This window comes from Conexibacter woesei DSM 14684 (assembly GCF_000025265.1).
Taxonomy (GTDB): Bacteria; Actinomycetota; Thermoleophilia; order Solirubrobacterales; family Solirubrobacteraceae; genus Conexibacter; species Conexibacter woesei.
Genome location: NC_013739.1, coordinates 4,157,660 through 4,177,877 on the forward strand (window position 1 = coordinate 4,157,660; position 20,218 = coordinate 4,177,877).

The window sequence follows — 20,218 nt, forward strand, 5'->3', positions numbered from 1 at the left end:
GAGACCACCGCATGCCTGACTACGTCGGCGCGATCGACCAGGGAACGTCGAGCTCGCGCTTCATCATCTTCGACACGGACGGCAACATCGTCCAGGTCGGCCAGCGCGAGCACAGACAGATTCATCCGCGCTCCGGCTGGGTCGAGCACGACCCGCTCGAGATCACGATGCGCGTGAGAGAGGTGATCGGCGACGCGCTCGCCGCCAGCATCGTGAGGCCGTCCGACATCAAGGCGATCGGGATCACCAACCAGCGCGAGACGACCGTCCTGTGGGATCGCAGAACCGGCAGACCGGTCTACAACGCGATCGTCTGGCAGGACACGCGCACGTCGGCGATCGTCGCCGAGCTGGGCGGCTCCGAGGGCCCGGACCGCATCCGCCACATCTGCGGCCTGCCACTGTCGACGTACTTCTCCGGCCCGAAGGCGAAGTGGATCCTCGACAACGTCGACGGTGTGCGGGCGCGAGCCGAGGCAGGCGACATCCTCTTCGGCACGATGGACACGTACACGATCTGGAACCTCACCGGCGGGCCCAACGGCGGTGTCCACGTGACCGACGTGACGAACGCGTCGCGCACGATGCTGATGGACCTCAGAACGCTCGACTGGTCCGACGAGGTGCTGGAGCTGATGGGCCTGCCGAGGGCGATGCTGCCCGAGATCCGGTCCTCGTCGGAGGTCTACGGCAACGTCCACGGGACGGTGCTCGAAGGCGTGCCGGTCTCCGGCGTGCTCGGCGACCAGCAGGCCGCCCTCTTCGGGCAGGCGTGCTTCGAGCCGGGGACGGCGAAGAACACGTACGGCACGGGCTCGTTCCTGCTCGTCAACACCGGCAACGAGCCGGTCCCGTCGCAGAAGCTGCTGACGACCGTCGGCTACAAGATCGGCGACCAGCCCGCGGTCTACGCGCTGGAGGGCGCGATCGCCGTGACGGGCGCGGGCGTGCAGTGGCTGCGCGACCAGCTCGGGATCATCAGAACCGCACCGGATTCCGAAGCGCTCGCGGCGTCGGTCGAGGACACCGGCGACGTCTACTTCGTGCCGGCCTTCTCGGGCCTGTTCGCGCCGTACTGGCGCGACGACGCGCGCGGCGTGATCGTCGGCCTGACGGCGTTCTCGAACAAGGCGCACATCACGCGCGCGGTGCTGGAGGCGACGGCGTGGCAGTCGCGCGAGGTCGTCGACGCCGCCAACGAGGCGGCCGAGGCACCGTTCAAGGAGCTGAAGGTCGACGGCGGCATGGTCAACAACGAGCTGCTGATGCAGTTCCAGTCCGACGTGCTCGGCGTGCCCACGATCCGCCCGAAGGTGTCCGAGACGACGGCGCTCGGCGCCGCCTACGCGGCCGGCATCGCGGTCGGCGTCTGGGCCGGCACCGACGACGTCACGCGCAACTGGGGCGAGGACAAGCGCTGGGAGCCGAAGATGGACTCCGGCGACGTCGAAGCCCGCTACGCGAGGTGGAAGGAAGCGGTCCAGCGCACGCTCGGCTGGATCAGAGCGTAGGCGCCGCGGTCGTCGGCGCGGTCGGCGAGCGGTTCGGCGAGCGAGCGGTCGGCGGGCGAGCGCCCCCGTGGTCGGGATCGTCATCGTCTCGCACAGCGCGCGGCTCGCCGAGGGCGTCGTAGAGCTGGCGCGCGAGATGGCCGCCGACGTGCCGCTCGTCGCGGCGGGCGGCCTGGAGCCGCCGGCCGAGGGCGAGCCGGCGCCGCTCGGCACCGACGCCGCGCGGGTGATGGCGGCGGTCGAGGAGGCCGCCGCGGCCGGCGACGGGGTCCTGGTCCTGATGGACCTCGGCTCGGCCGTGCTGAGCGCCGAGATGGCCGTCGAGCTGTTGGATGAGGCCGTTGCCGCGCAGGTGCGCCTCGTCCCCGCCCCGTTGGTCGAGGGCGCCGTCGCCGCCGCCGTCACCGCCCAGGCCGGCGGCTCGCTTGACGCGGTCGCCGAGGAGGCCCGCGGCGGGTTGACCGCCAAGGCCGCGCACCTCGGCGAGGCGGCCGGCGACGAGTCCGAGCCGCGGTCGTTTGCTGGTCCCACAGACCAGCAATCGACCGCGCCTCCCGCCGACGCGGTCGAGGACCGCTTCGTCGTGACGGTCGCGCAGGGGCTGCACGCGCGGCCGGCCGCGCGCTTCGTGCGGACCGCGGCCGCGCTCGACGCGCGCGTCGAGGTGGAGAACGGGACGACCGGCGCGGGTCCCGTTTCAGCCGGCTCGCTCAACTCGATCGCGACGCTCGGCGTGCGCGAGGGCCACGAGCTGGTCGTCCGCGCCTCCGGCCCCGACGCCCGCCGGGCGCTGGAGCAGCTGCGCGCCGTCGCGACCGACGCCGCCGCCCCGGTCTCGGCCGGCCGCGCGCCGGCGCCGACGATCGGCGCCCCGAACACGCTCGCGCCGCCGGACGGCGCGGGCGCGGGCATGGCGGCGCCGCCGGGCTCCCCTCCGGGCACGCTCGCCGGGATCGCGAGCTCGCCGGGCGTGGCGCTTGGGCCACTGCGGCCGATCGCCGCCGAGGCGGCCGAGCCACCGCCGATCGACGACGCGCCGAGCGGCACGCCGGAGGAGGAGTGGGCGGCGCTCGCGGCCGCACGCGCGGCCGTGCAGGCCGAGATCGGCGAGCGGCGCGAGCGGCTGGCCGCGCAGGTCGGCGAGGAGGAGGCCGAGATCCTCGACGCGCTCGGGCTCGCGCTCGACGACGAGGCGCTGCTCGACCCGGCGAGAGCGGCGATCTTCGAGCGGCGCAGCAGCGCCGCGCGCGCATGGGCCGACGCCGTCGAGGGGATCACGGCCCGCTACCGCGCCCTCGACGACGCCTACCAGCGCGAGCGCGCCGGCGACCTCGCCGACGTCGGCCGCCGCGTGCTCGCCGCACTGGCAGCGGGTGCGAGCGGCACGGCCGGAGCGAGCGGCGTGGCCGGCGCAGCCGGCGCGAGCGGCGCAGCCGGCGCGAGCGGCGCAGCCGGCGCGAGCGGCGCAGCCGGAGCGGCCGGCGCCGGTGGCGCAGCCGGCGCCGCCTCCGCGGCCGGCATCCTCGTCGCGCGGGAGCTGACGCCGCTCGACGCGGCCGGGCTCGACCGCGACGCGGTCAGCGGGATCGCGACCGCCGAGGGCGGGCCGACCTCGCACGGGGCGATCCTCGCCCGCGCGCTCGGGGTCCCCGCCGTCGTCGGGCTCGGCGCGGCGCTGCTCGACCTGCCGGCGGGCACGCCGGCGGCGCTCGACGGCGACCGCGGGCTGCTCGTCCCCTCCCCCGCGCCCGACGTCGCGCGCGAGTACGCCGAGCGCCGCGCGCGCGAGGCCGCGCTCGCCGACCAGGCGCGCGCCGCGGCGCACCGTCCGGCGGCGACGCGCGACGGGATCCGCATCGAGGTCGCGGCGAACGCGGGCGACGCCGGCGACGCCGTGGAGGCGGCCGCCGTCGGCGCCGACGGCGTCGGGCTGCTGCGGACCGAGTTCGCCTTCCTCGACCGCGACGGCGCCCCCAGCGAGGACGAGCAGGCGGCGATCTACGGCGCCGCCGCTGCGGCGCTCGACGGCCGGCCGCTCGTGATCCGCACGCTCGACGCCGGCGCCGACAAGCCGCTCCCCTACCTCGGCATGCCACCCGAGCAGAACCCCTTCCTCGGCGTCCGCGGCGTGCGGCTCGGGCTCGCCCGGCCGCAGCTGCTCGCAACGCAGCTGCGCGCGATCGTCCGCACCGCGGCCGAGCACGAGAACGTCAAGGTGATGTTCCCGATGATCGCCACGATCGACGAGCTGCGCAGCGGCCGGCGGATGCTCGACGAGGCGTGCGCGGCGGTCGGCGAGCCGCTCAGAGACGGCTTCGAGGTCGGGATCATGGTCGAGGTCCCGGCCGCTGCGCTGACCGCCGTCCAGCTCGCGCACGAGGTCGACTTCTTCTCGCTCGGCACGAACGACCTGACGCAGTACGTGCTCGCGGCCGAGCGCGGAAACGCCGCGCTCGCGCGCCTCGCCGACGGCCTCCATCCCGCGGTGCTGCGGCTCGTGCACGAGGTCTGCAGCGCCGCCCGCGCGCACGGCCGCTGGGTCGGCGTCTGCGGCGAACTGGGCGCCGACCCCGCCGCGATCCCCCTGCTGGTCGGGCTCGGCGTCCGCGAGCTGAGCGTCGCGGCGCCGGCGGTCCCGGCCGTCAAGGCGGCGGTGCGAGCGCTCGACGCCGACGAGGCGGAGACGCTCGCGCACGCGGCGCTGGCGGCGGAGTCGGCTGACGCCGTCCGCGCGCTGGTCGTTTCCGATGACGGACCAGCGGGCAGGCGTTGAAGCAACCCGCCAGCGAATGGAAGGAGCACCACAGTGCTCGCCATCACCGAGAACGCAGCCGAAGCGATCCGCGGCATCGTCGCGGCTCCTGACATCCCCGACGGCGCGGGAATCCGCATCGCGACCCAGCCGGGCGCGGAGCAGCCCGGGCCGCTCGAGGTGACCGTCGCCGAGGTTCCCGCCGACTCCGATCAGGTGCTCGACGAGGCTGGCGCGCGCGTCTTCGTCGAGGAGAGAGCCGCGGCGATCCTCGACGACAAGATGCTCGACGCGCAGATCGACGGGTCGCGCGTCGGCTTCTACATCGGCGAGCAGCCGTAGCGACGCGGCGCGCTGCGCTCAGCGCGCCAGCAGCTGCACGATCGCCGTCACGCCGACGACGACGATCACGGCCCGCAGCACGTCGGGCGGCAGGCGGCGCCCGATGCGGGCGCCGAGCTGGCCCCCGGCCGCGGAGCCGACGGCCAGCAGCGCGACGGCCTCCCACGCGACGTGGGCGACGAACAGGAAGACGATCCCGGCCGTCAGGTTGACGATCATCGCCAGCACGTTCTTCAGCGCGTTGACGCGCTGCATGTCGTCGTCGAGCGCGAGGCCGAAGATCGCCAGCAGCAGAATCCCCTGCGCGGCGCCGAAGTAGCCGCCGTAGACGCCGGTGCCGTAGCCGAGCGCGAACGCGAGCGGGCCGCCCTCGCGCGGATGACCGCCGGGCTCGCGGCGCGCCGCGAGCGCGGTCGCGATCCGCGGCTGGAAGATCACCAGCAGCAGCGCGAGCGCGATCATCACCGGCACGATCGCGTCGAACGCGGCGGCCGGGAGCTGGAACAGCAGCAGCGCGCCGGTGACCGCGCCGACGAACGAGGCGGTGCCGTAGCGGAGGATCCGCCGGCCCTGTCCGCGCAGCTCGCGGCGGTAGCCGTACGCACCCGACAGCGAGCCGGGCACGAGCCCGAGCGAGTTCGACACGTTCGCCGTGATCGGCGGGTAGCCGACGGCGAGCAGCACCGGGAACGTCAGCAGCGTGCCGCTGCCGACGATCACGTTGATCGTGCCTGCGCCGACGCCGGCGGCGAGCACGAGCAGCGCCTCCAGCAGCGACACGAGCGGTCGTTCAATCCGTGATCAGGCGCTGGGTGCGCCCGCAGACGCTGCACGTGTCGCCGGGCGCGAGCGGATGCTCGGCGCAGCGCCGGCAGTCCCTGACCGATTCGAGCACGCCCAGCAGCTCGCCGACGCGGCAAACGAGCAGCCGCTCCTCGTCGACCTCGACCCACGCGCCGGCCGATGCCGGGAAGACGACGTGGTCGCCGGGTCTGACCGGCATCGTGACGCCGACGTGCTGCCACCAGTCGAGTCCCTGGCCGACGGCGAGCACGATGCCGTGCTGCGGCGGGGGCTCATGGGTGCCCGCCGGCACGACGAGCCCGGACTCGCGAACGCGATCGGGCTCGAGCTCCTTGATGACGACACGGTCGAAGAGGGGGCGCAGCTGATTCCGCATCGGGCAAGGATAGGAGCCCGACTCAGAAAGGGGGTTCTGAGCCGGGCTCTTGGGTTGCGCGCCCGACAGCAAGGGGAGTCTGCCGGGCGCGCGGATCCCGCTCCGTCGGCACGGGGGGTTGCGAGCGTGCGGAGCGAGAAGCTTGTAAAAGCTGGGTCAGGGCATGAGCTGCTCGAGCAGGTCGCGCGGGTCGATCTGCTGCTGGCCGCCGTTGGGATCGACCTGCTGCTGCGGATCGACCTGCTGGTTCGGATCCACCTGCTGCTGCGGGTCCACCTGCTGCTGCGGGTCCACCTGCTGGTTGGGATCGACCTGCTGCTGCGGATCGACCTGGCTCTGCTGCTGCGCGCTGCTCGCCGAGGCGGGCTGCGCGGCGAGCGTCACGCTGAGCGTCTGCTCGCCGTCGCCGCGGCGAACCTCCAGCTCGACTTTGTCGCCGACCTGCTTGGCGTTGACCATGCTCGACAGCGAGGCGGCGTCGGTGACGGTCTTGCCGTCGAAGCTGGTGATCACGTCGCCCTGCTGGACACCGCCCGCGGCGGCCGGGCCGTCCGGGGTCACGGCGCCGACCTGCGCGCCGCCGCCGCTCGCCGCGTCGCCCATCTGGACGCCGAGGTAGGCGTGCTCGACCGAGCCGTTCTGCCGCAGCTGCTCGACGACGTTCTTGACCGTGTTCGACGGTGCCGCGAAGCCGATGCCGACGTTGCCCTCGCTGGAGCTGCCGCCGCCGTTGAGGATCTGCGAGTTGACGCCGACCACCTCGCCGTGGGCGTCGAGCAGCGGGCCGCCCGAGTTGCCAGGGTTGATCGGCGCGTCGGTCTGGATCACGCCGTCGATCGAGAAGCCGTTGGGCGCCGTGATCTGCCGCTGGAGCGCGGAGACGACGCCGGTCGTGAGCGTGCGGTCGAGGCCGAACGGGTTGCCGATCGCGTACATCGGGTCGCCGACGGAGATCTTGTCGGAGTCGGCGAACTGCAGCGGCTTGAGGTCGTCGCTGCCGCTCACCTTCAGCAGTGCGATGTCGGTCGATTCGTCCTTGCCGACGATCTCGGCGTCCTGCGTCTGCCCGTCACCGATCTTCACGGTGACCTTCGACGCGCCGTTGACGACGTGCGCGTTGGTGACGATGTAGCCGTCCTTGGAGATGACGAAGCCGGAGCCGGTCGCCTGACCGGACTGACCCTGCTCGGTGACGTCGGAGGTGATGAACACGACCGAGTCTCTCGCGAGCGAGTAGACCTGCTTGGGGGTGAGTGCGTCGCCGTTTCTCTGCGCGACGCTGACGGGCTGCGGCTGTGCCGCAGCCGGCTCGAGCACCGTCTTGGTCGAGCCGCCGCCGTCGCCGGCGACGCCCACGACCGCAGCGCCGCCCGCGGCGCCGAGCACGGCCGCCGCGGCGAGGGTGACGATGGCCTTGGATGAGTTCATGACGATCAGGATGCGTCATGACCCTGAGCAGTCACTGAACAGAAAGTAAGCGGGGGCGAAAGGCTCCTAAGAGCAAGCTGAACGCCGGTGCGGCGCTCAGTCCAGCCAGCTACCGCCGAGGAACCGCTCGATCCGCTTCGTCACCTTCTTCAACGAGGCGAGTGAGGCGAGCAGGTCGCCTGGCAGCTGCAGGCTGTGGTCGTGCTCGGTCAGCTCCAGCTGCTCGATCAGCGCGCTGGACGGCACGGTGTCCGGCTGCCAGGTCGGGTCGGCGGTGCCGCCGATCAGCAGCGCGGGCCGCGTCGCGCGCGCGAGCGCGGCACGCACGCCCGCGCGGTCCAGCAGCGGCGTCAGCCAGACGGCCGGCAGCTCGCGCTCGGCCGCGAGGTCGGCGACGTCGCTCGCGAGCGACTTGCCGATGACGACCGTCGTCGGCGCCGGCTCGTGGTCGAGCGCGCGCTGCGCGCGGTCGCGGATCCACGCGAACGGGTCCTCCCCCGCCGGCGGCTCGTCGAGCACCTCCAGCACGCCGAAGCCCTTCGCGACCGCGACCTCTCGCGCGAACCAGAGCAACGGGGCGCGCGTCGGGTACCGTGCGCCCGGCAAGATCACCACGCGCCGCTCGGCCTCGGGTCGGTGGAACGCGACGGGGAAGGCAGCAGGCTCGCTCATGGCCACGGCGCAGCCTACCGCGCAACCCCTGGCCCCGATCGCGGTTGTGGTGTTCGGAATCCCCCACCCATCGAAAAGGGAGCCTGGATGAAGATCATCGGCGCCGGACTGCCGCGGACCGCGACGACAACGCAGTGGATCGCCCTCAGAATGCTCGGGCTGCCCACGTATCACATGAAGGACATGATGGCCGACCTCAGAAGAGGGGTCGACGTCTGGCGGCGCGCGTACCTCGGCCAGGAGCCGTGGGACGAGGTCTTCGACGGCTACGAGGCGACGGTCGACTGGCCGGCGGCGTACCACTGGCGCGAGCTGATGGACAAGTACCCCGAGGCGAAGATCCTGCTGTCGGTGCGCGACGGCGACGCGTGGGCGAAGTCGATGAACGACACGATCAACCAGATCTACTTCGGCGACTCGTTCATGCGCAGCATGTGCCAGGCGCGCTACCGCATCGACCCGGACTGGGCGGCGTGGATGGACCTCAACATCGACACGCTCTGGAAGGGTCCGCGCGGCGCCGCGGCCAACACGTTCGGCGAGCGCGAGCCGCTCGTCGAGGCGATGAACCGCTGGAACGACGAGGTCAAGTCGACCGTGCCGGCCGACCGCCTGATCGTCTGGCAGCCGAAGGACGGCTGGGAGCCGATCTGCGAGGGGCTCGGCGTCGCGGTCCCGGACGAGCCGCTCCCGCACGCGTTCGACACCGAGATGTTCAAGTCCTCGATCACCGGCGGCGCCGTCGCGGCCGTGTCCGAGTACTGGAAGAAGGCCCACCCCGAGGGCTGAGCGGTCAGACCGCCTGTCTGGTCCGGCGGCCCGCGGCGGAGTCGTCGATCAGCTGCGCGAGGCGGCGCGCACGCGTCTCCTCGCGCTTGGCGCTGGTGACCCACCAGATCGCCCGGCGGCGGTAGCCCGGCGGCTGGGAGCCGAAGAACTCCCACGCCGCCTCCGCTGCCTCGAACTGCGCCTGCGCCGCGGCGTCCAGCTCGCGTGGCGGGCTCTCGTTCGGGCCCTGTGCGGTGCGCTCGGGCGTGCGCGCCGCGAACGCCGCCTCGCCGGCGGGGCGCATCAGCCCCGCCGCGCGCAGCTCCTCGACGAACGCGACGTTGACCGCGCTCCAGTGGCTGCGCGGTCTGCGCGGCGTGAAGCGGATCGTGCGCCGTCTGTCGTCGACGCGGCGGCCGATCGAGTCGATCCAGCCGAAGCAGAGCGCCTCGCCGACCGCCTCTCTCCACGTCATCCCCGGCATCCCGCTGCCCTTCTTCCAGAAGCCGACGATCAGCTCGGTCTCGCTGTCGTGGTGCTCCTCCAGCCAGGCGCGCCACGCCGCCGGGGAATCGAAGTAGATCGGCTCGCTCATCCGCGCGATCCTAGCCGCGCGGGCTGCTCCACCCGGGCACGTCCAGCTCGCTCCAGGTCGGCGTCGCGAAGCGCTCGCCGTCGTAGAGGCCGGACTTCAGCAGCAGGTCCAGGCGCGGCGGCGAGGCGAAGCCGCCGAGCCAGATGCGCCCCTGCTCCTCGGTCGGGCCGCCACCGTGCTCGACGCCGCAGGGGGCCAGCAGCACGTCATGGCGGTGCAGGCGCACGAGCTGGCCTTCCAGCTCGAAGTCGGCGTGATCGCCGTCCCAGCAGACGACGCACTCGTCAGAGACCGGATGCGTGTGGCGCTGCCCCGGTCCCCCCGGGTCGATCGGCCCGAAGTTGAAGCCAGAGCTGCGCGGACCGTGGCCGGGCCACAGCACGAGCAGCATCGAGACGCCGAGGCTGTCGATCGCGGCACCGCGGAAGATGTTGAAGAGCGCGCCGCGCGTGCGGATCGTCTCGACGCCGAGGTTCCATGCGCGCACGTCCTCCTCGCCCTCGCGCAGCCGCAGCTCGACCGCCGTCGAGAGCGAGCCGGGGTTCGCCGCGCGGCGCGCGCGTTCGATCACCTCGAAGCGCATCGCGCCCGCGGCGCGATCGTAGAAGCCAGCCGGCTCGTAGAGGTGGAACGGCGGCGGCGTCAGCTGCGTCACGAGCACGAAGTCGCGCTCGCTTCCCGGCGCGTTGCGCGTCGCGTGCGCGACGCCCTGCGGCCAGAAGGCGAGGTCGCCCGCCGCCATCGCGACCCAGCGGTCGTGCAGCCAGACCTCGCCGCGCCCGTGTAGGCAGACCGCCGCCTCCTCGCCCGTCGCGTACGTGTAGCGGTCGCTCTCCTCGCCCGGCCGATGGGTGACGACATGCACGCTCTCGGTCTGGAAGCCGTTGCCGGGCCACGCGATCAGCCGCGTCGCGAGCCCGTGAAGCGGAATCTCGATGCCCTCGTTGAGGTTGCCGACGCCGCCGCGGCGGCGAATCTCGTCGTGCGTTCGGTTGCGTGGGTCGGGCATCGTCGCTTTCATCCTCCAGGGGCGGCTGCCCCCGGTCATCGGCACGGCCGCGAGCGGCTTGACAGCGTGTCGAGGAAGCGCCCGCACGATCGCAAGAAACCGTTTGACTGGTAACCGTCGCCCCGTTTGTCGGGATGCCGGGCCAGGCTGCTAGCGCGCGATGCCGCGGACGTGCGCCATCACGCCGTCCGCCAGCTCGTCCTCGGGGCCCCACAGCCACAGCCGCTCGCGACCGCGGCCGAAACGCCAGCCGGCGTCGTCGTCGATCGTCAGCTGCAGCAGCAGGCGCCAGCGCTGCGCGACGCCGTCGAGCCCTCTGGCGTCCGGGTGCGCCGACGGCGCGCCATAGCCGACGTCGATGCCCCGCGCCGCCAGCTCGCACGCGAGCTGCATGTCGCCGCGCGTCTCCTCCGGATAGCCGAGCAGACGATGGCTCGCGTGCAGCTCGGCGCCGTCGTCCCACAAAGTGACGCCCTGCAGCTCTGCCAGCTCACGACGCACCTGCTCCCACGCCCCCTGCTCGGCGTCGTCGAGCCCGAGCGCCTGCACGGGCGCGGTCCAGACGCGCGGGATCGTCAGCTCCGAGGTGATCTCCACCGCACGGGCCGCCTCCGGGCGCCCGGCGCCGATCGGGTCGGGCGTGACGGGCGGGATCCGCTCCTCCTCGACGTACAGCACGCGGCTGCTCTCGCGGTCCATCGGGCTCGACCCCGACGGCGTCTGCTCCAGCGCCGAGAAGATCAGCAGCAGGCCGTCGGGCGGGAGCGCCTCGTCGATCCCCGCCGCGGCCGCTTCGGCGAGGTCGATCTGGCCGACGAACGTCAGCGGCGCGGCGTCCCAGTTCGGCCACACCGCGCTCATCGGCAGGTCGGGCGCGCCGCCGAGGCGCGAGCGGCCGGCGACCTCGGCAGGATCGGCCGGGACCAGCCGCACCGCCCGGCGCGAGAGCGCGCAGACGGCCTCGACGTGGCGGATCAGACCGGCGTCGGCGGCGAGCCGCATCAGGTCCTCGCTCGCGACCGGTGTCGCGACGGAGCGGCCGGGCTGCGGCCTGCGCATCACGTCGTCGCGCGCCGCCTGCTCCGCGTCGGCTTCGGGGACGTCCGCGAGGTCGGGAACGGGGTCCGGCGCGGGGTCGTCGGGCATCGCGTCACGCGCGGCCTTCGCCGCGCGCTCGAACGGGATCACGACGGCGTCGACCTGTCTCGCCCCGTGCGAGAGGCCTTTGCCGAGCATCGACTTGAAGAACCCGCGGCGGTCCACGTCCCGCAGCGTAGAGGGTCGGCCGCGCGCGATGCTCGGCGACCGTGGGCGCGCGCCGCTCCGGCGGCGCCTATTCGCAGGCGATGCCGTCGCCGTCGGCGTCAAGGCGGTGGCGATCGCTGCCGACGACGCGGAACGGCCCGCTCACGTAGTAGGGCCCGTTGCCGCTGCCGCCGGCGCAGTCGTAGTCGCTGACCCCGGGGCGCAGGCAGCGCCCGCGGTAGTTGGGATCGCACTTCCGCTTCGAGGTAGAGGCGGCAGGCGCATCGCCGCGATCCTTGGCGGCGAGCGCGGGGACGGCGGGCAGGGCGGCGAGGCTCGCGGTCGCGAGCCCCGCGAGGAGCAGCTTGCGCATGGGACCTTCCTGGTCTGAGCGGGAAACCATCGTGGCTCCCGAGGGGGCGAGAATCCTACACGCCCGGACCAGCCTATGCGCTATTTTCCAGTGCTCCGTGTTCTGAGCCAGTCATCGACGGTGTCGTACGCCGGGCGCGGCACGCCGCTCGACGACGTCAGGCCGGCATCGAACGTGCCGCCGCCGTACCAGCAGTAGATGTACAGCCGCGCGATCCGCGGGCTGCTCGTCGCGAGTCTGAGCATCTGCTTCGTCGCTCTCACCTGCCGGCTGGCCGAGGGCGGGAACGACCTGCCATCCGAGTAGAGCCCGCCGACCTCGGTCATCCAGATCGTGCCCGGCACCGTCGCGAGCATCGTTCTCGTGCCGATCGTGCGGAAGCGGTTCGCGTCGCTGTAGGGATGCAGCCCCCACAGCCGCGGCGTCGGCTTGCCCGCGTACTTCATGAACTGCTGCAGGTAGCGGCGCATCTCGGTGTAGTCGGTGTCGAGCACCTCTGCCGCGATCACCGTGCACGAGCGGCATGCGCGCTGGAGCGTGCGGTAGAACGTCGCCGCCGCCTTCGGGTCGCGGCAGGTCGGCTCCGAGCAGGTGTTGGCCTCGTCCCAGGGAGAGTAGGTCCGCACCCAGGGGTACCGCTTGACGAACGCCTTGACGCCCTTCGCGTACGCCGCCGCGGACGGCAGCGTTCTCATCTTCCCGCGGTTGCCCGAGTGCGCGAACGAGACGAGCACGTCGTAGCCGGCCGCGCGCGCGGTTCTGAGGAACGCGTCGGCCGCCGTGCGCTGGGCGCCGGCGCTCAGCGCCGTGTCCCAGCCGGCGACGTAGCGCGCCCGCTTCAGTCTCAGCGCCGTGAACTGCGGGTCGGAGAACATCGCCGGGTCCTCCTCCCCCATGCCGACCGACAGCGAGGCGGCGCCGGCGGCGGAGGGCAGCGCCAGCAGCAGCGCGAGCGCGACCAGCAGCAGGCGCAGTCGGGGTCGGATGGGCGCGGTGCCAGGCACGGTCGCCGAAGCGTACTGCCGCGTGCGGCGGCCCCAGGCGCGCGCTCGCACGCGCGCCCGCCCTACGACGCGCGCGATCAGGAGAGCGTCCAGCCGCCGTCGATCAGCACGGGCGTGCCGTGGATGAACGAGGCCGCGTCGCTGGCGAGGTAGAGCGCGAGCTCCGCGATCTCCTCCGGCTGCGCCCAGCGGCCGGCGGGCGTGCCGGCGATCTGCGCGTCGACGTGCGCGTTCGCCTCAGAGGGGACGCGCAGCGACGCCGTCATCTCGGTCGCGACGGCGCCGGGGCAGATCGCGTTGACGCGCACGCCCGAGCGGCCGTAGTCGAACGCGAGCTGGCGGGTCAGGCCGAGCACGCCGTGCTTGGAGGCCGTGTAGGCGGCGCCACCGCCGCCGGCGACGAACGAGGAGATCGAGGCGGTGTTGACGATCGCGCCGCCGCCGCGCTCGGCCATGTGCGGTGCGATGCGACGCGCGAGCAGGAACGGACCGGTCAGGTTGACGGCCAGCACCTGCTGCCACTGCTCGACCGAGGTCTCGTGCGCGGGCGCGTAGCCGTCGAGCACGCCGGCGTTGGAGCAGAGCACGTCGATCCCGCCCGCGCGCTCGATCGCCGTGTCGACCGCGGCGTCGACCGCGGCCGCGTCGGTGACGTCGACCGCCAGCGCGAACGACCCGCTCGCGCCCGTCTCGGCGGGCAGCTCCGCGATCGTCCGCTCCGCCGCGTCGCCGCGCACGTCGAGCGCGACGACGCGCGCGCCCTCGCGCTGGAACGCCACCGCCATCGCGCGTCCCATGCCGGAGCCGGCGCCCGTGACGACCGCCGTCTTGCCCTCGAATCGCATCATGCTCTCCTCTGTCCGGGGTAGGGTCTTACCCTCGCATTTCGTCCAGCGGCATTGTACACTTGCGTGCGACACCGCCGGGAAATCTCGCCGAGCGTCTATTTCAGTTGCACAAGCCCAGGGGGTCCGCCATGTCACCGCCACGCAAGACCGAGGACGGCCCTCTTGCCGACGTCACGCAGGTCGCGCTGAAGGACGTCGGCGCGCGACTGCGGCGTGACCGCGAGGCGCGCGGCGTCGGCGTGCGCGAGCTGGCGCGCCGCATCGGCGTCTCCCCCAGCCTCATCTCCGCGATCGAGCTGGGCAAGGCGAACCCGTCGATCGGCACGCTCTACCAGATCGTCGACGAGCTGAACCTGTCGGTCGACGAGCTGATGCTTGAGGGCGCGACCGGCCCGGACACCGTCGTGCGCCGCGCGGGCGGGAGCGGTGCGGCCGGCGGCGGACCCGGCGCGGGCGGCTCGCCCGCCGACCACCTCACGCGCGCCGCGGAGCTGATCGACGCGCCGCTCGGCGGCGAGCCGGACGACCCCGTCCAGCGCCTGGAGACGCGCGCGTCGGTCCACCTGCCCGGCGTCACCTGGGAGCGGCTGACCGCGCGCGACGACGCCGCCGTCGACTTCCTCTACGTCACCTACGAGGTCGGCGCCGAGTCGTGCGCGGAGGACAACCTGATGCGCCACGGCGGCTACGAGTACGGCCTGATCCTGGAAGGCCGGCTCGGCATCCGCATCCGCTTCAGGACCTACGAGCTCGGCCCCGGCGACTCGATCTCGTTCGACTCGATGGAGCCGCACCGCTTCTGGACCGTCGGCGACGAGCCGAGCCGCTCCGTCTGGCTCGTCGTCCGCCGCCGCAACGACCCGCGGATGGACGCGCGCGCGTTCGAGTAGAAGATGTGGCGTCGTCTATGGGTCCATACGACCCATCGACGACGCCACATCCCTAGCCCGCCAGCAGCTCCCGCACCGCCGCGGCGATCTTGAGCGCGTCGGGGAGCACCTCGGCTTCGAGGCCGGGGCTGTACGGGACGGGGCTCGACAGCGCGCCGAGGCGGCGGATCGGGCCCTCGACGTCGTAGCGCAGGCGCTCGTCGAGGCGGGCCGCGATCTCGGCGCCGGGGCCGAAGTCGGTGACCGCCTCGTGGACGATCAGCGCGCGGCCGGTGCGCAGGACGCTGTCGGCGACGGTGTCGAGGTCGAGCGGGACGAGCGTGCGCAGGTCGATCAGCTCGACGCCGACGCCGCCGAGCAGCTCGGGGTCCTCGCAGGCGCGCCGCACCTCGTCGACCATCCGCCCCCACGCCACGACGGTCAGCTCATCGCCCGCGCGCACGACGCGCGCGCGGCCGGGCGGGAGCGGCGCGCGCGTGTCGAAGTCCTCGGCGCGGCGGTTGTAGAGGCGGCGGTTCTCCACCACCACGACCGGGCCGTCGTCGCGGACGGCGGCGCGCAGCAGGTCGTAGGCGTCGCGCGCGTCGGAGGGCAGGAAGACCTTCAGCCCCGGGATGTGCGCCAGCAACGCCTCCAGGCTCTGCGAGTGCTGCGCGCCGCTTGAGCGCCCGCCGCCCGTCTGCGTGCGGAAGACGATCGGCATCGTGACGCCGCCGCCGGTCATGTACGGCAGCTTCGCGGCCTGGTTGACGATCGGGTCGAGGCAGACGGTGAGGAAGTCCATGTACATGATCTCCGTCACCGGCCGCAGCCCCGCCATCGCCGCGCCGACCGCGGCGCCGAGCACGCCCGCCTCGGCGATCGGCGTGTCGAGCACACGGTCGGGACCGAAGCGCTCGTGCAGCCCGCGCGTCGCGCCGTACGCGCCGCCGGCCGCACCCACGTCGACCCCCATCACGACGACCGTCTCGTCCGCCGCCAGCTCGTCCGCCAGCGCGCGCGAGACAGCCTCGACGTAGCGCGGGGGCTTGGCGGGGGCGGTCGTAGGCTCAGGCGTAGACATGGTGCAGTGCGGTCGCGGGCTCGGGGGAAGGGGCCGCGAGGGCGTCGGCGACGGCGCGATCCATCTCCTGCTCGGCGGCGGCGCGCAGGGCGTCGACCTCCTCGGCGCGGCCCTCCGAAGCAAGCACGCGGCGGGCGACCTGCAGCGGGTCGCGCTCCAGCCACGCCGCCGTCTCCGCCTCGTCGCGGTACGCGGCGGGATCGCCCTCGTAGTGGCCGTGGTGCCGGTACGTCATCGCCTCCAGCAGGCGCGGCCCGCCGCCCGCGCGACACGCCTCGATCGCGCCGCCGGCCGCGGCGCGGACGGCGACGGCGTCGTTGCCGTCGACCCGCTCGGCGGCCGCGAGGCCGTAGCCGAGCGCGCGCTCCAGCAGCGGCGCGCCGCGCCACATCGCCTCGCTGTCGGTGAACTCGGCGAAGCGGTTGTTCTCGATCACGAACACGACCGGCGCCTCCCACAGCACCGCGAGCGTCAGCGCCTCGTGGAAGGCGCCGCTGTGGACGGTCCCCTCGCCCGCGAACGCGACGGCGACCGCGCCGGTCCCGCGGATGCGAGCGGCCAGCGCCGCACCGACCGCGATCGGGATGCCGGCGCCGACGATGCCGTTCGCGCCGAGCACGCCGAGCGCGGTGTCGGCGATGTGCATCGAGCCGCCCTTGCCGCCGCACGTCCCGCTCGCGCGGCCGAACAGCTCCGCCATCATCGCGCCGGCGTCCGCTCCCTTCGCGAGGCAGTGGCCGTGACCGCGGTGCGTGGTGGTGATCATGTCGCGCCGCTCCAGCGACCCGCAGACGCCGGCGGCGACCGCCTCCTGGCCGATCGAGACGTGCACGAAGCCGGGGATGCGGCCGTCCTTGAACGCGCGCGAGACGCGCTCCTCGAACGCGCGGATCCGCGCCATCGTACGCACGTCGCCGAGCAGGACGTCCGGGTCGAGCGGCGGGGCGGCGGCCGGGCGCGCGCCGCTCACGCGACCGCCTCCTCTTCGCGAAGCGAGGCGCGGAGCCGGAACTTCTGCACCTTCCCGCTCGACGTCTTCGGCAGCTCCTCGACCACGCGCAGCCGCTCGGGCAGCTTCTGGTTGGCGACCTCGCGGGCGCGCAGGAACGCGATGAGCGTGTCGAGGGTGAGCTGGCCGTCCGCGACGACGAACGCGCAGGCGCGCTCGCCGAGCACCGCGTCGGGGTAGCCGACGACCGCGACCTCGCGCACGGCCGGGTGCTCGAACAGCAGGTCCTCGACCTCCTTCGCGCTGATGTTCTCGCCACCGCGGACGATCACGTCCTTCGCGCGGCCGGCGATCAGCACGCAGCCGTCGGCGTCGATCGTCGCGATGTCGCCGGTCGCGAACCAGCCGTCGGCGTCGAACGCGGCGTCGTCGAGCGCCGGGTCGAGGTAGCCGAGGCACAGCTCCGGCCCGCGCACCTGCAAGAGGCCGCGCGCGCCCGGCTCGCGCAGCACCACGCCGGCGTCCTCCTCGGAGACCACGCGCGCCTCCCCGCCGCCGATCGGCGCGCCGTCGGTCTCCGCGTGGCAGCGCTCGGGCGCGCGCAGCGCGCTGCCCGTCACGGCCGGGCACTCGGTCGAGCCGTAGAGGCGCGACGCGCGGATCCCGAGCGCGCGGCTGGCGGAGCGGATCAGCTCCGGCGGCACGTCGGCGCCACCGCAGCCGAAGACGCGCAGCGAGGAGACGTCGCGACGCGGAAGCTCCGGCGACGTCGCGAGGCCGTGCAGGAACGGCGTCGCGCCGATCACGACCGAGCAGCGCTCGCGCTCGATCAGCTCCAGCGCTCGCTCGGCGTTCCAGACGTCCTGCAGCACGACGCGCGTGCCGAGCATGAACGGCAGCTGCAAGCCGTAGATCAGGCCCGTGATGTGCGTGACCGGCGACGGCATCAGCACGCGGTCGGCCGCAGTCAGCTCGTACAGCGCGGCGATCGAGCGGCTCTCGTAGACGGCGGTCTCGTGCGAGTGGACGACGCCCTTCGGGTCGGCCTCGGTGCCGGAGGTGTAGAGCAGCAGCGCGGGATCCGCCGGCGAGCGCGTGACGGGCGGCGCGACGGGGACGGACGCGCCGGCCCCCAGCGCGTCGTCGAAGCGCACCGTCCCCGGCCCCGGCTCGCCGACCACCACGACGTGCTCCAGGTCGGGCAGCTCGTCGCGCAGCCGCGCCGCCATCGCGCGGTGGTCGAAGCCGCGGAAGACGTCCGGTACGACCAGCACGCGCGAGCGCGCCTGGCGCAGGATGAAGCGCACCTCGCGCCCGCGGTAGATCGGGATCACGGGGTTGGAGACGGCGCCGAGCCGCAGCGTCGCGTGGTGGACGACGGCGGCCTCCAGCCAGTTCGGCAGCTGGAACGAGACGACCTCGCCGCGGCGGACGCCGAGCGCGTGCAGCCCGCCGACGGCGCGCTCCACGCGCGCCGCCAGCTCGCCGTACGTCACACGCCGTTCGCCGTCCACGAGCGCGACCCGCTCGGGGAACGCGGCCGCCGCGTCGAGCAGCAGCCCGTCGATCAGGCGGTCCTCCCACAGCCCCTCGGCCCGGTAGCGCGCCGCCTGCGGCGAGCGCCTGGTGACGACGACGGCCATCGCTCAGGCGGCCGTCGTCAGCTGGACCTTGACGTGGTTCGCCGCGTCGCGGGCGGAGTCGAGCGCGTCGAGCGCCCGCTCCAGCGGCAGCACCTGCGTCACGACCGGCGACAGGTCGAGGCCCGATGCGGCGAGGAAGCGGATCGTCTCCGGCCAGATCCCCGGCGCGCCGATCACGCCCGTGACCCGCAGCCCCTTGCTCTGGATCAGCCCGAGCGGGACCGCCGGCCGGTCGGTCACGTTGATGCCGACGTGCACGACGCGGCCGCCCTGCGCCGCCAGCTCGTACGCCGACGCCATCGCGGGCGCCGCGCCGGACGCCTCGATCACGACGTCGTAGCCGCGCCCGCCGGTGCCGTCGAGCGCCCACGCGGCGAGCGCGGCGCCGCCGTCGGTGCCGGCCGCGCGCGGGTCGACCCCGCGCCGCCCGCCGAGCCGCTCGCCGGCCGCGCGCCGCGAGGGCTGCGGCTCGACGAGGTCGACGCGCGCGCCGCGCGCCGCGCAGGCGGCGACGCACAGCAGCCCGATCGGCCCGCCGCCGAGCACGAGCACGCTGTCGCTCGCGTCGACGCCGCCCGCCGAGATCGTCGCCTGGTAGGCGACCGAGAACGGCTCCACCAGCGCGCCCTGCTCCCACGTCAGCCCCTCGGGCAGCACGTGCAACCACTCCGGCCGCGCCTTGAAGAACTCCGCGCCGGCGCCGCTGATCGAGAAGCCGAAGTGGTCCTCCCCGATCACCGACTCACCGACGACGCGGTCCCCGACGCGCAGGCCGCGCACGTCCGGCCCCGCCTCCACGACCTCCCCCGACCACTCGTGCCCGGGCACGATCGGATAGGTGACGGGGATGATGTAGCGCCCTTCGAGCAGCTCGAAGTCGGAGTGGCAGACGCCGAGCCGCTCGAGCCGGACGAGCACCTCGTCCGGCCCGATCGCGGGCGCGCCGCGGTCCTCGACGACGACGGCCTCGTGCGGCCGTTGGAACACGAGCGCGCGCATCTCGCTACGCGGGGACGGGCTCGCCGGCCGCGACGAGGTTGGCGCTGAGCCACTTCGCCGTGTGCGCCGCCGGAATGTCGAGCGCCGTCCGCTCGCTGTAGAGGGTCATGTGCTTGGTCTGCGGGACGACGAACAGCTCCTTGTCGGTCGTCGCGATCGCGTTGAACGCCTCGATCTCCTTGTCCCACAGCGTCAGGTCGTCGTCGTCGGCGACGACCATCAACGTCGGCGTGTCGAGGATCCGCGACAGGTACGGGAAGACGCTGTACGACAGCAGCAGCTCCGTCGACTCGGTCGTGTTCCAGTGCTCGTGCGCCGGCGCCTCGTTCGCCTTCAGGTCGTTGAACGCCTCGTAGGTCTCCGGGAACGGCCAGGTGCAGACCTCCTCGCCGACCCTCGTCGTCGACATCGCGATCGTGCCGTGCTCGCCCGTCTCGAAGCGGCGCACGCGGTCGCTCTCGATCGCCTCGCGCAGTCTGCGGAAGCCGACCGTGCCGTGGACGCGGCGCATGTTCTCCCACCCGTCGACGACGGGGATGTTGGAGACGATCGCTCTGACACGGCGGTCGGTCGCGCCGACGACGAGCACGTGCCCGCCGCTGTAGGAGATGCCCCAGACCGCGAGGCGGTCGGCGTCCAGCTCCGGCTGCTTGGTCGCGAACGTGATCGCGTTCTTGTAGTCCTCGATCTGTCTGTTTGGGTCGATGTGCTGGCGCGGCGCGCCGTCGCTCGACCCAAGGTGGCGGTAGTCGAAGATCAGCGCCGCCATGCCCGCGTTCACGATGTGCTCCGCGTAGTGCGGCTGCACCAGCTCCTTCACGTAGCACCAGCCCCCGGCCATGACGACGACCGGGTGCGGTCCCTCGCCCTCCGGCAGGTAGAGCCAACCGCGGACGGTCTCCCCTCCGCTCGTGAACTCAACGTCTCGCCGCATGCTGTTCCTTTCG

20 protein-coding genes are annotated in these 20,218 nt (G+C 73.4%); 5 read left to right on the forward strand and 15 right to left on the reverse strand.

The window, feature by feature from the left end:
- The first annotated feature begins 11 nt into the window (after positions 1-11).
- The 3 genes from glpK to CWOE_RS19640 all read left to right on the forward strand — a co-directional run bounded on the left by glpK (position 12) and on the right by CWOE_RS19640 (position 4,605).
- The gene (glpK, locus tag CWOE_RS19630) at positions 12-1,511 is read left to right on the forward strand and encodes a glycerol kinase GlpK (RefSeq protein WP_012935385.1); all 1,500 of its coding nucleotides are present in this window, start codon (positions 12-14) and stop codon (positions 1,509-1,511) included.
- Between the two features lie 67 nt (positions 1,512-1,578).
- Entirely contained in the window at positions 1,579-4,284 is a 2,706-nt protein-coding gene (gene ptsP, locus CWOE_RS19635; protein WP_012935386.1) for a phosphoenolpyruvate--protein phosphotransferase, read from the forward strand.
- Positions 4,285-4,317: 33 nt separating this feature from the next.
- Positions 4,318-4,605: a HesB/YadR/YfhF-family protein gene (locus tag CWOE_RS19640; RefSeq protein WP_012935387.1), complete on the forward strand. Its 288-nt coding sequence runs from the start codon at positions 4,318-4,320 to the stop codon at positions 4,603-4,605.
- 18 nt (positions 4,606-4,623) lie between these two features.
- Here CWOE_RS19640 and CWOE_RS19645 read toward each other — a convergent pair whose 3' ends face one another.
- The 4 genes from CWOE_RS19645 to CWOE_RS19660 all read right to left on the reverse strand — a co-directional run bounded on the left by CWOE_RS19645 (position 4,624) and on the right by CWOE_RS19660 (position 7,885).
- Positions 4,624-5,385, reverse strand: coding sequence for a sulfite exporter TauE/SafE family protein (locus CWOE_RS19645; protein ID WP_012935388.1), 762 nt, complete (start codon positions 5,383-5,385; stop codon positions 4,624-4,626).
- 10 nt (positions 5,386-5,395) lie between these two features.
- Positions 5,396-5,785: a co-chaperone GroES gene (locus tag CWOE_RS19650; protein WP_012935389.1), complete on the reverse strand. Its 390-nt coding sequence runs from the start codon at positions 5,783-5,785 to the stop codon at positions 5,396-5,398.
- Positions 5,786-5,941: 156 nt separating this feature from the next.
- Entirely contained in the window at positions 5,942-7,213 is a 1,272-nt protein-coding gene (locus tag CWOE_RS19655; protein ID WP_012935390.1) for a S1C family serine protease, read from the reverse strand.
- A 96-nt stretch (positions 7,214-7,309) separates the two neighbouring features.
- A complete protein-coding gene (locus CWOE_RS19660; protein WP_012935391.1) occupies positions 7,310-7,885 on the reverse strand; it encodes an alpha/beta hydrolase in 576 nt (191 codons plus the stop codon).
- A gap of 87 nt (positions 7,886-7,972) precedes the next feature.
- Here CWOE_RS19660 and CWOE_RS19665 point away from each other — a divergent pair, with 87 nt between their 5' ends.
- Positions 7,973-8,674: a sulfotransferase family protein gene (locus CWOE_RS19665; RefSeq protein WP_012935392.1), complete on the forward strand. Its 702-nt coding sequence runs from the start codon at positions 7,973-7,975 to the stop codon at positions 8,672-8,674.
- Between the two features lie 4 nt (positions 8,675-8,678).
- On the opposite strand, the gene CWOE_RS19670 is transcribed toward CWOE_RS19665, so the two are convergent.
- The 6 genes from CWOE_RS19670 to CWOE_RS19695 form a co-directional block, all read right to left on the reverse strand.
- Positions 8,679-9,248, reverse strand: coding sequence for a YdeI/OmpD-associated family protein (locus CWOE_RS19670; RefSeq protein WP_012935393.1), 570 nt, complete (start codon positions 9,246-9,248; stop codon positions 8,679-8,681).
- 10 nt (positions 9,249-9,258) lie between these two features.
- Positions 9,259-10,257, reverse strand: a complete 999-nt coding sequence (locus CWOE_RS19675; RefSeq protein ID WP_012935394.1) for a cupin domain-containing protein — start codon at positions 10,255-10,257, stop codon at positions 9,259-9,261.
- Between the two features lie 150 nt (positions 10,258-10,407).
- Positions 10,408-11,520 (reverse strand): DUF1963 domain-containing protein, encoded by a 1,113-nt coding sequence (locus CWOE_RS19680; RefSeq protein WP_041730709.1) that lies wholly within the window; start codon positions 11,518-11,520, stop codon positions 10,408-10,410.
- Between the two features lie 70 nt (positions 11,521-11,590).
- Entirely contained in the window at positions 11,591-11,875 is a 285-nt protein-coding gene (locus CWOE_RS19685; protein WP_012935396.1) for an excalibur calcium-binding domain-containing protein, read from the reverse strand.
- A gap of 80 nt (positions 11,876-11,955) precedes the next feature.
- Complete coding sequence (locus tag CWOE_RS19690; RefSeq protein WP_148261086.1) at positions 11,956-12,879, reverse strand: glycosyl hydrolase; 924 nt, start codon at positions 12,877-12,879, stop codon at positions 11,956-11,958.
- 77 nt (positions 12,880-12,956) lie between these two features.
- Positions 12,957-13,724, reverse strand: a complete 768-nt coding sequence (locus CWOE_RS19695; RefSeq protein WP_012935398.1) for a glucose 1-dehydrogenase — start codon at positions 13,722-13,724, stop codon at positions 12,957-12,959.
- Positions 13,725-13,855: 131 nt separating this feature from the next.
- Between CWOE_RS19695 and CWOE_RS19700 the strand changes: the two genes are divergently transcribed.
- The gene (locus CWOE_RS19700) at positions 13,856-14,617 is read left to right on the forward strand and encodes a helix-turn-helix domain-containing protein (protein WP_012935399.1); all 762 of its coding nucleotides are present in this window, start codon (positions 13,856-13,858) and stop codon (positions 14,615-14,617) included.
- A 52-nt stretch (positions 14,618-14,669) separates the two neighbouring features.
- Here the strand turns inward: CWOE_RS19700 and CWOE_RS19705 are convergent, their stop codons facing one another.
- The 5 genes from CWOE_RS19705 to CWOE_RS19725 are packed head-to-tail and all read right to left on the reverse strand — an operon-like array spanning position 14,670 to position 20,205.
- Positions 14,670-15,680 carry an alpha-ketoacid dehydrogenase subunit beta gene (locus tag CWOE_RS19705; protein ID WP_012935400.1) on the reverse strand — a complete coding sequence of 337 codons (1,011 nt, stop codon included), beginning with the start codon at positions 15,678-15,680 and terminating at the stop codon, positions 14,670-14,672.
- Entirely contained in the window at positions 15,667-16,650 is a 984-nt protein-coding gene (locus CWOE_RS19710; RefSeq protein ID WP_012935401.1) for a thiamine pyrophosphate-dependent dehydrogenase E1 component subunit alpha, read from the reverse strand. The genes CWOE_RS19705 and CWOE_RS19710 overlap by 14 nt, the downstream gene beginning before the upstream one ends.
- The gene (locus CWOE_RS19715; RefSeq protein WP_012935402.1) at positions 16,647-18,272 is read right to left on the reverse strand and encodes an AMP-binding protein; all 1,626 of its coding nucleotides are present in this window, start codon (positions 18,270-18,272) and stop codon (positions 16,647-16,649) included. The genes CWOE_RS19710 and CWOE_RS19715 overlap by 4 nt, the downstream gene beginning before the upstream one ends.
- A gap of 3 nt (positions 18,273-18,275) precedes the next feature.
- Positions 18,276-19,271 (reverse strand): zinc-dependent alcohol dehydrogenase, encoded by a 996-nt coding sequence (locus CWOE_RS19720; RefSeq protein ID WP_012935403.1) that lies wholly within the window; start codon positions 19,269-19,271, stop codon positions 18,276-18,278.
- 4 nt (positions 19,272-19,275) lie between these two features.
- Entirely contained in the window at positions 19,276-20,205 is a 930-nt protein-coding gene (locus CWOE_RS19725) for an alpha/beta hydrolase (protein WP_012935404.1), read from the reverse strand.
- Positions 20,206-20,218: the final 13 nt, after the last annotated feature.

Bases quoted from the DNA above. Each gene is read 5' to 3' on its own strand.
- CWOE_RS19725 (WP_012935404.1), bottom strand. From the start codon at position 20,205: ATGCGGCGAGACGTTGAGTTCACGAGCGGAGGGGAGACCGTCCGCGGT.
- CWOE_RS19700 (WP_012935399.1), top strand. From the start codon at position 13,856: ATGTCACCGCCACGCAAGACCGAGGACGGCCCTCTTGCCGACGTCACG.
- CWOE_RS19665 (WP_012935392.1), top strand. From the start codon at position 7,973: ATGAAGATCATCGGCGCCGGACTGCCGCGGACCGCGACGACAACGCAG.
- CWOE_RS19720 (WP_012935403.1), bottom strand. From the start codon at position 19,271: ATGCGCGCGCTCGTGTTCCAACGGCCGCACGAGGCCGTCGTCGTCGAG.
- glpK (WP_012935385.1), top strand. From the start codon at position 12: ATGCCTGACTACGTCGGCGCGATCGACCAGGGAACGTCGAGCTCGCGC.
- CWOE_RS19655 (WP_012935390.1), bottom strand. From the start codon at position 7,213: ATGAACTCATCCAAGGCCATCGTCACCCTCGCCGCGGCGGCCGTGCTC.
- CWOE_RS19695 (WP_012935398.1), bottom strand. From the start codon at position 13,724: ATGCGATTCGAGGGCAAGACGGCGGTCGTCACGGGCGCCGGCTCCGGC.
- CWOE_RS19660 (WP_012935391.1), bottom strand. From the start codon at position 7,885: ATGAGCGAGCCTGCTGCCTTCCCCGTCGCGTTCCACCGACCCGAGGCC.
- CWOE_RS19650 (WP_012935389.1), bottom strand. From the start codon at position 5,785: ATGCGGAATCAGCTGCGCCCCCTCTTCGACCGTGTCGTCATCAAGGAG.
- CWOE_RS19715 (WP_012935402.1), bottom strand. From the start codon at position 18,272: ATGGCCGTCGTCGTCACCAGGCGCTCGCCGCAGGCGGCGCGCTACCGG.
- CWOE_RS19685 (WP_012935396.1), bottom strand. From the start codon at position 11,875: ATGCGCAAGCTGCTCCTCGCGGGGCTCGCGACCGCGAGCCTCGCCGCC.
- CWOE_RS19705 (WP_012935400.1), bottom strand. From the start codon at position 15,680: ATGTCTACGCCTGAGCCTACGACCGCCCCCGCCAAGCCCCCGCGCTAC.
- CWOE_RS19675 (WP_012935394.1), bottom strand. From the start codon at position 10,257: ATGCCCGACCCACGCAACCGAACGCACGACGAGATTCGCCGCCGCGGC.
- CWOE_RS19670 (WP_012935393.1), bottom strand. From the start codon at position 9,248: ATGAGCGAGCCGATCTACTTCGATTCCCCGGCGGCGTGGCGCGCCTGG.